10 protein-coding genes are annotated in these 12321 nt (G+C 38.8%); 4 read left to right on the forward strand and 6 right to left on the reverse strand.

The window, feature by feature from the left end; all coding sequences use genetic code 11:
* Nucleotides 1–10: 10 nt before the first annotated feature.
* The 4 genes from QA584_RS01015 to QA584_RS01030 form a co-directional block, all read right to left on the reverse strand.
* Nucleotides 11–238 (reverse strand): acyl carrier protein, encoded by a 228-nt coding sequence (locus QA584_RS01015; RefSeq protein WP_278272668.1) that lies wholly within the window; start codon nucleotides 236–238, stop codon nucleotides 11–13.
* 181 nt (nucleotides 239–419) lie between these two features.
* A complete protein-coding gene (locus QA584_RS01020) occupies nucleotides 420–1943 on the reverse strand; it encodes an amino acid adenylation domain-containing protein (RefSeq protein WP_278272669.1) in 1524 nt (507 codons plus the stop codon).
* A gap of 53 nt (nucleotides 1944–1996) precedes the next feature.
* On the reverse strand, nucleotides 1997–2698 hold the full coding sequence (locus QA584_RS01025; protein WP_334306019.1) for an aspartate/glutamate racemase family protein: 702 nt from the start codon (nucleotides 2696–2698) through the stop codon (nucleotides 1997–1999).
* A gap of 177 nt (nucleotides 2699–2875) precedes the next feature.
* Nucleotides 2876–4507, reverse strand: coding sequence for a transglutaminase domain-containing protein (locus tag QA584_RS01030; RefSeq protein ID WP_278272671.1), 1632 nt, complete (start codon nucleotides 4505–4507; stop codon nucleotides 2876–2878).
* A gap of 379 nt (nucleotides 4508–4886) precedes the next feature.
* On the opposite strand from QA584_RS01030, the gene QA584_RS01035 reads away from it, so the two are divergent.
* Entirely contained in the window at nucleotides 4887–5036 is a 150-nt protein-coding gene (locus tag QA584_RS01035) for a hypothetical protein (RefSeq protein ID WP_278272672.1), read from the forward strand.
* Nucleotides 5037–5170: 134 nt separating this feature from the next.
* Here the strand turns inward: QA584_RS01035 and QA584_RS01040 are convergent, their stop codons facing one another.
* Together QA584_RS01040 and QA584_RS01045 are read right to left on the reverse strand one after the other, a co-directional pair.
* A complete protein-coding gene (locus tag QA584_RS01040; RefSeq protein WP_278272673.1) occupies nucleotides 5171–6046 on the reverse strand; it encodes an ROK family protein in 876 nt (291 codons plus the stop codon).
* Between the two features lie 478 nt (nucleotides 6047–6524).
* Nucleotides 6525–7439: a sugar phosphate isomerase/epimerase family protein gene (locus QA584_RS01045; RefSeq protein ID WP_278272674.1), complete on the reverse strand. Its 915-nt coding sequence runs from the start codon at nucleotides 7437–7439 to the stop codon at nucleotides 6525–6527.
* Nucleotides 7440–8166: 727 nt separating this feature from the next.
* On the opposite strand from QA584_RS01045, the gene QA584_RS01050 reads away from it, so the two are divergent.
* The 3 genes from QA584_RS01050 to QA584_RS01060 all read left to right on the forward strand — a co-directional run bounded on the left by QA584_RS01050 (nucleotide 8167) and on the right by QA584_RS01060 (nucleotide 12156).
* Nucleotides 8167–9321, forward strand: a complete 1155-nt coding sequence (locus tag QA584_RS01050; RefSeq protein WP_278272675.1) for a tocopherol cyclase family protein — start codon at nucleotides 8167–8169, stop codon at nucleotides 9319–9321.
* 260 nt (nucleotides 9322–9581) lie between these two features.
* Complete coding sequence (locus QA584_RS01055; RefSeq protein WP_278272676.1) at nucleotides 9582–10826, forward strand: mechanosensitive ion channel family protein; 1245 nt, start codon at nucleotides 9582–9584, stop codon at nucleotides 10824–10826.
* Between the two features lie 277 nt (nucleotides 10827–11103).
* Nucleotides 11104–12156: an NAD(P)H-dependent flavin oxidoreductase gene (locus QA584_RS01060; RefSeq protein ID WP_278272677.1), complete on the forward strand. Its 1053-nt coding sequence runs from the start codon at nucleotides 11104–11106 to the stop codon at nucleotides 12154–12156.
* Nucleotides 12157–12321 lie beyond the last annotated feature (165 nt).

Genomic DNA, 12321 nt, shown 5'->3' on the forward strand with positions numbered 1-12321 from the left:
ATTTAGTAGTTTAATCATCAAGTAACCGTTCGACTAATTGCCAGAGTGCCTGTGCAGAATTAAAATTCTCCGGTATGATTTCATCAGCCGGAATGGCCACATCGAACTCATCATTTATCTCAGAGATAAGGGTTACGATATCAAAGGAATCTATAATATTATCCTCAATTAAGGTATCACAGGTTTCGTAATCAACTTCCGGATGTAAACTTTTTAATATTTCTATCAGCTGTTCCATAGGTTAACTCCTTTCTTTCTGCTATAGCCGCTAAACATGGGAGGTTTTAAACGTTTATTCCCCAGTTTCTAAGGCTGGTTTTTATCATTACAAAGTCACTCTAAAAGGCATACTCTATTATAACTTAGGCTTAATCAGTTTCTATCTATTACAACGATTGGGTTCGATAAACTTCTATCGATTACATAGGGAGTATAGTCCCTTTCCTATACTGTTCCCGCAGCAGCACCCGATTTATTTTACCGTTGGGGGTCAGAGGCATTTCTGCCAGATTTTCTATTACATTGGGAAGCATGTACCTGGGTAGTTTATCCTTTAGACCGGCTATGATTTCCCTGGCAGTTAAAGCCCCCACATAAAACAGCAGGATTTTTTTCTTAACATCATCAAATAAGCAGCAGGCACTTTTAATACCCTCGATATTATTAGCAGCATGTTCAATTTCCCCAAGCTCTATACGGTGGCCCATATGCTTAATCTGATTATCCTTACGAGAGATAAACATAAGCTCTCCCCGGTCATTATACTTACCCAGGTCACCGGTTCGATAGATTAGTTCAGGATAGATCTGATTGAACGGATTCTGTGTAAATACCTCCTGCGTTTTTGCAAAATCACCGTAATAACCTAAGGTAAGGGAGGTGCCCCGGATGCAGATCTCGCCTGGATTTCCATGGGCAGGAACCTGATTTTGTTCATCTAGTAGAAGAATTTCTGTATTTGGAAAGGGTTTTCCGATGGGCATTACTTCCTCTGGTCCAAACTCCCGGTTTACATAGAAGTAACAGGACATACCGGTGGCTTCTGTAGGACCGTAAAGGTTAAAAAAACGGGCCTCTGGCAGAGCCTCTTTCCACAGATTAAACTGTTTTATGGGAAATACCTCGCTTCCAAAGGCAATGGTATGAAGGGTCTTCGGTATTAATTTTTCAAACGTATCAAAAGCAGAAATCATGGTGAGGGCTGATACGACCCAACAAATAGTGTTAATGTTATACTGATTTAAAAATTCAACCAATTTTACCGGAAATCGAAACAGGCTTTTGGGAATCAGGTAGGTGGTAGCGCCGAATTTTAAAGTAGGGTATAGTTCTTTTAAGCAGGCATCCACATATAAGGGAGTCTGGTTTCCAAAGATGGTAGTTTCGCTAAACTTAAGTACGGTAGAAAGGCTTTCTATATAATCGATTACCGACCGGTGGCAGGCTATTACACCTTTTGGAATACCGGTGGAACCGGAGGTAAATACGATATAGACTGGGTCCGTATCGATAGCTTTTTCCCGGACAGCGTCTAACCCCTCTTTATCTATGCTAGTTTTAATCAGATCCTCATATAAAAAAATGTGACTCTCCTTTCGGACAGGGACTAAATTCCTGGTAGCATCGTCACAGATTACAGCCTTGGGGTTTAACCGTTCCAATATCAACTGAATCCGTTCCTTTGGCATCTCCTCATCCAGAGGCACATAATAATTGCCGCTGTACACAATTCCATAAAAGGCAGTAATGGTATCCGGGTGTTTTCTCATAAACACGATGACAGGCTGCTTATAGAGTTCTTCCCGAACTAAAAAAGTCCCTACAGCCCTTGCCCGGTTATAAACTTCGCGAAAGGTAAGGCTTACCGTTTCATTGGCATATGCAGTTTTATCAGGTTTTAAGTTCACGGTAGTTTCTAAATATTCCAGGACATTATGCTGCATGTTTTCTCCTTCCTGATGGGTCTATAATGGAGTTAATTGTTTGTAACAAAACTTTATCTTGTGATCAAATCTTTATATTCTTCTTTTAGCCCCATATCACAGGATAATACCGACTGTGCCGCCAATACTTCCAGAGCATCTAAATAACCGGCTCCAAGTTCATAATCCCGCTTGACAATCGATAACTCTGTGCAGCCGATTATGATAACCTCACAGCCTTGATGTTTTAACTCGTCTGAGGCGTAACTGAATTGATCCAATTGAAACGGCTGCCCTGCTTTTATAGTATCATAGATTAAATGATTGACTGCTTCCTGACCTTTTTTTGAGGGAGTGACCAGGCGGATTCCGTGTAACCGTAATTCCTCCTGAAATAGTTTGCAGAAAACGGTTCCTTCCGTAGCCAATAACCCGGCTGACTCTACGTTATTATTTTTCAGATACAGTGCAGTCTCCCGAATCATGTTAAGGATTGGTACCGCAATATTCTGAGATAAAAGGGAATGGTAAAAATGAGCAGTTATACAGGGAATAGCGATATAATCAACGTCCAGGGAAACTAATTTATTAGCTATTTCAAGCATTGGGATTACAGGGTTTCTTTTGCTTTTACCAAGAATGTGGGAAGTCCTGTCGGGGATGGAGGGGCAGTTATAAATAATCATTTCCAGGTGCTCTTGGTCAGTAGCTGCTTCTGTCATTTTCAAAATCAATTCAAAAAAATAGTTTGTGGCAAAGGGACCAAGTCCCCCGATAACTCCTAATTTCTTCGTAGGACATTCTCCTTTCTCTTTCGCAGATTACCAGGTAATTGCCAATCACCTGTTGCAAAGCCTTCCAGGCAGGATGCGCATGACGCACTTAAGGAAGATTGTCACTGTCGTGACAGAGCGTCAGTGCTAGAGTCTGGCGAGCCAGACTCTTTGTTCTTGCTATTTCTCTGGTGTTGAGGGATATAAAGTCTTATTGTAATTGTAATAGTTATTCCCGCGTTTTTTAGACAGTGCTGCTAATTCGGTATCCGTTAGCATAAAAGATTCCCGGTGGTCCACATTAGGACAGGAATCATAGTGATACCAGCCGTTTCCGGTATTGATGAGGCTCCAGTAATGTCTGGTGGTACCGCCGACTCTGGTAATATCCATAGTTTCAATTCCGGTTAAGGTCAATAATTCCTTGGATACGGCAAAGTAGGTAAAGCAGTCACCTACTCCTTTTTTTATTCCGTTGTTGGCTTCTTTCACCCAATCGCTCTTATCGGAATATCCGGTGTAGGATATATGGCCTTTGACCCATTTATAGATGGCATAAGCTTTTTCCTTTTGGGTCATGGAGGAAGTGGTAATATTATCTAAGATATCCGTGGCTTCTGCATCCAGTAAATCCTTATCAATCACATATTCCTTTATGGTAACGGTAATGGTTTTCTGGGTTTTATTGCCACTTGAATCCTCGGCACTGTAAATAACGGGGTATGAACCCACTTTTCTTAAATTTACCGCACTGCTGTCAACTTTTAACTCGATCTCTTTGTCTTTATTATCCGCTACCGATACATTGGCCTTGTAGGAAATCTTGTCACCAATATAGACTGTCTTGTCCATGGCTCCGGTTATAACAGGCGCAATGGTATCCTCTTTTATTGTTAGATTTGCGGTTAATTCACTGATATTTCCGCTGGTATCTTTTAGCTGGATAATCGGATTATAGATACCTGCTTTTTTTGTATTAAGATAGTTTTTAAAGGATACGGTGACCTTTGAGACATCCGTAATATCTTTTACCAGGTCCTTGGCTTCTATGGTTTCTCCGGTCCAGATTTCCAAGTCTACAGCGGTAGCTTTAGGTGGAGTGGTATCGACGACTTCAAGCTTACTGGTAACGGTATTATTATCTGCTTTAATTTGGATATCATACACACCTGGTTTATTTATATTAATTTTATTCATATCCGTTTTATAGGAAAGGCTGTAATTTGTGGTATTTCGATATTCATTTACATTAGGAACCTGTGAGCCGGCTTCGATCTGTACTTTATTCTTAATATCTATAATGGATAGGACAGCGGGCAGTTCGGTTTTATTATTACTGGTATCGGAAAGCACCAGAGTAAGGGACTGATCCCCTGTTTTATTAAAGTCAGGCTGTGATTTATATGCGGTTGTTACCTGGGTAGCATCCGTTACTTTAGTAAGAAACCGGTCGGGGGTTATCTTTTCACCTGCCGGTATGACCTGATTAACTACCTCGGCAGCAGGCGGCTTTGTATCAACAATAGTTAGATTTGAAGTATAGATTTTACCATTGGTCCTGATTTGAACCGGATAAATCCCCGGAGCATTCAGGTTAAGGGTGGTAATATCGGTTTCAAAGGCTGCCTCTTCCTCTTTGCTAATTAAAAATTCTTTGACCTCCGGCGGTTTACTGCCGGCTTCTAAAGTAAGTGATTTCTTTACTTTGGGTAAAAAAAACTGGTAGCTGAATATACCTATGGCAATGGCTGCAATACAGAATAACGTAATTAGAAGGATTACGGTTTTGTTTCGTCTGTGTCGTCGTTTCATGTATACCTCCATATAACTATTTTTAGTGGACAAATAATGAAAGTATTATATGATTATCCATTAAAATATAAACATGGAATGATAAAAATAGGGCACTGTCTGGCATGGAAAATGCAGGGGAAATTAATATTAATTAATGTTCAGTGAGTTTTTTTGTGAGTTTAAAGGAAAAATTAATATTAAAATTGGTTTAATATTAAATCTCGTAATTATATAAGTATTGATTACTTGATTAAATCAACACGTAATGAAAGAAAGCACGGATTATAGTATATTAAGCGTAGTATTCTTCGCCTTTATTCACTTAGGGAAGTATGAGATATTACTTTCTTACAAGAATACTTTCTTATATTAAATGTTTAAGCAGTAAGAGATATAATTGATACGAAAAGCGGATGCAAAGATAAAATTAAAGAAGAGGAAAGAGAAAGGAATAAGAAGAGAAAGGAATAAGAAAGAGAAAAGGAACAAGAATGAGAAAGGAACAAGAAGAGAAAGGAACAAGAAAGATAAAAACTGTAAAAACTAAATAAAACTGTCAGTATGTTAAAAAATATCTGAGTATGTGAACAAAATCTGGCGAGGATTGAGATCCATCAAGATGCATCCCAATCCTCGCCGGTTAGTAAAGTTTTATATTATTAAACAGTCGGTTCGATAACCCTACTGTATGCCCAATTCCATCTTAGCCAATTGGATACAACCCATAATACCCTGGTTATCATTAAGGGCAGCCGGAACAATATAATTGTCAATATCGCTTAACTGGGCAGTTCTTACGTAACCATTTAACAGTTCTACTACCTTCTGGCGTATCAGAGGAAAGAGCTGTTCCTGATGCATAACACCGCCGCCTAATACGATCCGGTGAGGAGAAAGGGTTAAAATATACCCAACTAAAGCCTGGGCGATATAATAAGCTTCCATTTCCCAAACTTTTTCATTGTCCTTTAATTCAATGGCTTTTTTGCCCCAGCGTTTTTCAATAGCAGGACCTGCGGCCAGACCTTCAAAACAGTTTGGATGGTAAGGGCATGCACCTTCAAAGTGATCCTCCGGATGTTTGCTTAGTAAAACATGTCCGGCTTCGGGATGCAGCATTCCGTGAAGCAATCCGCCATTTTGGAAAACACCAACACCGACACCGGTACCAATTGTTATGTAAATACTGGAGTCGATTCCTTTTGTGCTTCCCCAGGTTGCTTCGCCAAGGGCGGAGCCGTTTACATCCGTGTCAAAACCAATGGGAAGGTCAAGAGATTTTTTAATATTGCCGACAAAATCATAATTAGCCCAGGCTAATTTGGGGGTAGAGGTAATGTATCCGTAGGTCGGTGACTTTTTATCCAAATCAATAGGTCCAAAGGAACCAATACCAAGAGCAGCAATTTCTTTTCCTTTAAAATAATCAATTATTTTAGGAATCGTAATATCAGGAGTTTCTGTAGGGATTGAAACCTGTTCAAGAATCTCCCCGTTTTCATTGCCGATTGCCAGTACCATTTTAGTACCACCGGCTTCTAAAGCACCAAATAACATGTTAAAACCTCCAAGTCATATTCTAAAAATCTGTTTTATCTGCCTGTTTGTATTAAGGCAAAATTACTTTCTCTTATTTTACCCCATGTTTCGTAAAAAATATAGTACTAAAATAGTAATAAAAAATGGAAGGAACATTTCACAATTCCAAAATCGAAAAACGACTGATAAAAACAACTCATAAATGAAATAAAGACTGAAAATGAAAGACGAAATAGAAAGCTGAAATAGATAGTAGAAATAGAAAGCTAAATAGATAGATGAAATAGATAGCCGATATAGAAAGTAAAATAGAAAGCTGAAATATCAAGACGAAATAGAAAGCCAAATAGAATCCGAAATAAAACTCTGTATTTCAAATATAACTGAAATATAAACTGAGAAGTTTAAACCAGTAAAAAAAGCAGTTAAAATGGCAGCAAAATCAAAATGCACCGCCATAATAACTGCTTTACGTAACGATTAAGTATTCTGTCAGCTAGATAACAAACTGTTGTAAATATCGTTTGCTAAGCAGCAGGGAATTCTCAATTTCTTCCTTAGAACCTTCAAAAGCTTTATCTTCGATTTCAATACAAGTGTATCCTTTATAGCCAATATCGGTAAGAGCGGATACATAGTTACCCCAGTTAACATCACCAAGTCCAGGAAGTTTCGGAGACATGAACTTAAGGGGCGGAGCCATAATGCCTACGTCGTCCAGTTTGTCACGGAACACCTTGATATCTTTGTAATGAACGTGATAAATACGGTCTTTGAATTCATATAAAGGTTTGATATAGTCAATCATCTGCCATACAAAATGGGAGGGATCATAATTCAGACCTAAATTTTTGCTTGGTATAAGTTCAAACATTCTTCTCCAATTGGCGGGAGTGGTTGCAAGATTCTGTCCGCCTGGCCATTCATCATTGGTAAATAACATGGGACAATTTTCAATTGCTATTTTAACCTGATTTTCTTCTGCCAGTTTTACGATAGGCGGCCATACTTCTTCATAGATTTTAAAGTTCTCGTCCACATTTTTATGAGAATCTCTTCCGATAAAAGTCGTAACCATGCTGATACCCAGTTTTCCAGAAGCTGTAATGACTTTCTTTAAATGTTCGATATACACCGCCCTTTTTTCTAGATCTCCATCCATGGTATTGGGATAATATGCAAGAGAGGAAATTTCTACCTTTCTATCGGAACAGTACTGTTTTATGTACTTAATTTCCGCTTCCCCTAATTGATCTACGTCGATGTGGGTGACACCTGCGTATCTGCGTTCTGCTTTGCCCTTGGGCCAGCAAGCCATTTCCACACATTCAAAGCCATGTTTTGCAGCGAAATCGATAACCTCTTCAAAGGTATAATCCGCCAGTACTGCACTTACAAATCCTAATTTCATAAATAATACCTCCTTTGGTAGTTTTAGTGTATCATTTTTTACTGTTTAATTCAATCTTGTGAATTATATAGTTTTGGAACTAAGACTTTAGGCAAACGGGGGGATATTTAAAGGGGGCGGCAGTATCCTGGCAGGCTTGTAATTTTTTTGTAGGGAAAGAACCCTCATGACACTATAAACTTAGAGAACTGCTTATAGCAGGAGGAAAAGAGCAAAACTCACTTCGTTCAAACAGTTGCTCTTTTCCTCCTTGACGCAGTTCTCTAAGTTTAAGTGTCATGAGGAACCTTTCCGATACAAAAAAATTACAAGCCTGCCAGGATACTGCCTTAGTCTTTGGGGTTATTTTGCTTTATGTGGTTATCTTAATTTGGTATTTATTCCATTACTGCTAATTGGTGGGTTTCGTGGTATAATATAGAGTGGTAAAAGACATAAAAGATTAATATAACTTTTAAAATGAGGATATTAAGGTTTATAGAAAGATAAAATGACATTATGTAAAGTTATGGACTGTAGAAGTCAGGATTTTAAGGAATCGAAATGTTTGTAAATCGGTTTTTTAAGGAAGTCAGGATTTTTTAAAGGAAGTAAGTCCTTAAAGGAAGTAAGCCATTAAAAGGAGCAGGTCATTAAAGGCTGTCGGGTTGTCAAAGGTAGTTGGGTTATAATCAGCACTTCCGGCAATAACAAAGGAAAGAAGTCAGGTCTTCTAGGAAATCCATGATTGAGAAAGGGACAGGTAATTGAGGGAATGAATAAATCAGATTTAAGCAGGAATGGATATATGTTAAAAGGGCCTTTAGCGGTCACAGGTTATGACTGGTGGTGGCATAATTTTACTGGGTACAGCAGAAGAACAGGTGAAGAAAGGACGTTTTTTATTGAGTACTATATCTGTAACCCGGCACTTAGTAGGGATAATCCGGTATTGGGGCAGTTGCCGGAAAATAAGATTTTAAACAAAAAACCATCCTATGCAATGATTAAGGCAGGGGTTTGGGGAAGGGAGCCAAAACAGCTTCATAATTTCTATCCGATTTCAGAATTTACGGCTTCGGAGGCTTCTCTTAATGTAAGAATAGGTAATTGCATTTTAACAGAGAAACGGATGGAGGGCAAATGCAGGGTTACAAAGGAAGAAGCCTTATTACATCCGGAATATATGAGTGATGCAGGGTCCATGGAGTGGGAGCTAACCATTCATAAAAAAATAGCCTATCATGTCGGGTATGGAGCTTCTAAGTTTTTTAGAGAATTAAATGCTTTTGAGATGTTCTGGCATGCGGAGGGAATCAAGACTAAATACAGCGGCGTAGTGATTTTAGATGGTGAGATTTATGATGTATTTCCGGAGAAGTCCTTTGGTTATGCAGATAAGAACTGGGGGAGGGACTTTACTTCACCCTGGCTTTGGATTAGCAGTTGTGACCTTAGGAGCCGGATAACAGGAAAAATCTTGGCGAATTCTGCAATAGAATTCGGTGGGGGAAGACCGAAGGCATTTGGTATTCCTCTAGGTGGTAAACTTTTGGGCGGTTTATTTTATGAAGGTAAAATGTATGACTATAATTTCTCTAAAGTCTGGACGGGATCGAAAACCCGGTTTCAGTTTAGAGAAGGGGAAAATATGAATATTTGGAAAGTAAAAGCTTCCAATATTGACTCCGAGCTGGAATTGATTTTAAAGTGTCCGAAGACGGAGATGCTGTTAATTAATTATGAAGCGCCAAATGGTAAGAAACTTCATAACCGCTTATGGAATGGCGGGACTGGATATGGAAGAATAAAACTTTACAAAAAAGATAAAGGCAGAAGACTGCTGATTGATGAGATTGAGATGAGGCATACGGGCTGCGAATATGGGGAGTATGACAAGTAAGGTATTTGCTGTAATTTTATCCAAGAACGGATGAATTTTATAAAAAAGGCATTCGTATAAAAAGGCATTCGTATAAAAAGGTATTCGTATAAAAAGGTATTCGTATAAAAAGGTATTCGTATAAAAAGGCATTCATATAAAAGGCATTCGCATAAAAATGCTTAAAGAAACCATAATCTAATAGGAATGAACCGGAATCAAACAGCATATTCCATAGATAGACGAACTGATACAGTCAGATTTTCATTGGAGGATATGCTATGGGAGGCAGAATGGAATATTTTAAGAATTTATTTGTAGATCAGGGGTTAAGACCTGTTTACGCGCGGTATTTAGCAGGTGGTATCATGATACTGATTATTATTGTGCTGTGCATAGTGATTAACCTTATTATAAAGAAAGTAGTACTAAGGCTCCTGGCGGGATATATCGAAACCACGAAGTATAAATGGGATAATATAATGTTGAAAAACCAGGTGTTTCACAGGATTTCCTATATGGTACCAGCAATTATTGTGTACAATTTTGCACCGGTTTTCCGTAATTATGAACCTATTATTAAGAGAGTTTCGCTAACCTATCTATTTATAATCGGGATACTGGTTTTAAATTCGGTGCTGGATTCTGTAAATGACATATATAAACTCTACCCTGTATCAAAGCTCCGTCCCATTAAGGGGCTTATTCAAATCGTTAAAATTGTAGTTTATATTGTTTCTGGAATTATCATAATTGCCGGTCTGATGGGGCAGAGTCCCATTGTATTCCTAAGCGGGATTGGTGCTTTGACGGCGGTATTTTCCTTAGTGTTTAAAGATTCTATCCTGGGATTTGTAGCAGGGATTCAGCTTACCTCCAATAATATGCTCCAAATTGGCGATTGGATTGAGATGGACAAATATGGGGCAGATGGGGAAGTAGCAGAAATAACCTTGAATACAGTTAAGGTTCAAAACTTTGACAAGACCATTGTAACCATACCCTCCTATGCCCTTGTCTCCGATTCCTTTAAGAACTGGCGGGGAATGCAGGAATCTGGCGGCAGGCGGATTAAGCGGGCTATTTATATTGACACCACCAGTATCTGCTTTTGCAATGAGGAAATGATAGAGAAATTTAAAAAGATTCATTACCTGAAGGATTATATTACAAAAAAAGAAGAAGAGCTGAGAGAATATAATGAAGAGAACGGGGTAACGGCGGATATGCTGGTTAATGGCAGACATTTAACTAACATTGGTACATTTCGTATGTATATCTTAAACTACTTAGAAAACTACCCCGGAATCCATGGTGGGATGTCCCATACGGTTAGACAACTGCCTCCTGGCGAATATGGTCTGCCCCTGGAAATATACGTATTTACCAAATATACCGACTGGGTCAGTTACGAGAGTTTGCAGGCGGATATTTTTGATCACATTTTATCGGTAGCGCCCGAATTCGGACTGCGGATTTTTCAAAATCCCACCGGTCAGGACGTAAGAATGTGGGGCAGGCAATAATATATGAAAATGATCTCTGCAAGATTTGAGAAAAATCTGTGTATAGCTTATTGAAACCAAAGTTCAACTTTATTTCTGGAAATTGTGTAAGAAAGAATAAAACGCTACATCAACTGGTTAACCTGATAAAAAGTATTATACTGCCAGAGATGTTTTCACAAGTATTGCCGGTGTTTACAGCCGTACTGAATTAAGTGAAGTTTAAGCTGGCGTATTGAGATGACACCCGGAAATCAATTGAATTATATGTATGCAATAGGCATAGAAAAGAGGTAACATGTACAAAGCACTTAAAATTGGAAATCTTACGGCAAAGCTTCCCATTATCCAGGGCGGAATGGGAGTAGGAATCAGTTTAAGCTCACTTGCCGGAGCTGTCTCTGCCAAAGGAGGCATTGGAGTAATCTCCACTGCACAAATCGGATTCTCGGAACCGGATTTTAACCGCAATCCGCTGGAAGCCAACTTAAGAATGATTGGCGAACATATTAAACGGGCAAGAAAATTGGCACCCTCAGGAATCTTAGGGGTTAATATAATGGTGGCAACTCAGAATTATGCCAGATACGTAAAGGAAGCTATTAAAAATGGAATTGATTTAATTATCTCTGGTGCAGGTCTGCCTACGGAATTGCCGGAAATTGCAAAAGGCAGCAAGGCGAAGCTGGTGCCCATCGTGTCTTCTTTAAAAGCAGCCAGTGTTATACTTAAAATGTGGGATAGAAAGAATAATATAACCCCTGACGCTATTATCATTGAAGGTCCAAAAGCAGGCGGACATCTGGGATTTTCTACGGAACAGTTAGAACATATCGATGATCTGGCATATGATGAGGAAATCAAGAATATTATTGCATTAACGAAAGATTACGGTACGAAATACGGAAAAGACATTCCGGTCATAGTAGCCGGCGGAGTACAGAACAAACAGGATATGGAGCATTATTTTGATCTGGGAGCAGAAGGCATCCAGGTAGCCACCAAATTTGTGACCACTGAAGAATGTGACGCGGATATAAACTACAAGCAGGCATATATTAACTGCAAGCAGGAAGATATCGTAATCGTAAAAAGCCCCGTGGGAATGCCGGGACGAGCTATAAAAAATAAATTTATGGAAAAGGTATTTTTCGGACGAATCCCGATAAAGCACTGCTATAACTGCATTAAAAGCTGTAATCCGGCCCAAACCCCTTATTGTATCACTGAAGCGTTATCCAATGCCGCAGTGGGCAATTTAGACGAAGCACTCTTATTCTGCGGAGCCAATGCTTATATGGAAGATAAAATCAGAACGGTACAGGATGTACTGGATGATTATTTTGCATAGGGGGAAGGAATGAAATAATCCGAAAAAGGGATTATGGAATATATTTGTGTAATACTTACAAGGATATATTTTTAAATTGATACAAGAATATATTTTTAAATTGATATATGGATACATTTTTTAAATTGATACAAGGTAGTATTTTTAAATTGATATCTGATTTTA

The organism is Anaerocolumna sp. AGMB13025 (assembly GCF_029689925.1).
Taxonomy (GTDB): domain Bacteria; phylum Bacillota; class Clostridia; order Lachnospirales; family Lachnospiraceae; genus Anaerocolumna.

Excerpts from the sequence above, each read along its gene's own strand:
- QA584_RS01015 (WP_278272668.1), bottom strand. The coding sequence starts at position 238 with ATGGAACAGCTGATAGAAATATTAAAAAGTTTACATCCGGAAGTTGAT.
- QA584_RS01020 (WP_278272669.1), bottom strand. The coding sequence starts at position 1,943 with ATGCAGCATAATGTCCTGGAATATTTAGAAACTACCGTGAACTTAAAA.
- QA584_RS01030 (WP_278272671.1), bottom strand. The coding sequence starts at position 4,507 with ATGAAACGACGACACAGACGAAACAAAACCGTAATCCTTCTAATTACG.
- QA584_RS01040 (WP_278272673.1), bottom strand. The coding sequence starts at position 6,046 with ATGTTATTTGGTGCTTTAGAAGCCGGTGGTACTAAAATGGTACTGGCA.
- QA584_RS01045 (WP_278272674.1), bottom strand. The coding sequence starts at position 7,439 with ATGAAATTAGGATTTGTAAGTGCAGTACTGGCGGATTATACCTTTGAA.
- QA584_RS01055 (WP_278272676.1), top strand. The coding sequence starts at position 9,582 with ATGGGAGGCAGAATGGAATATTTTAAGAATTTATTTGTAGATCAGGGG.
- QA584_RS01060 (WP_278272677.1), top strand. The coding sequence starts at position 11,104 with ATGTACAAAGCACTTAAAATTGGAAATCTTACGGCAAAGCTTCCCATT.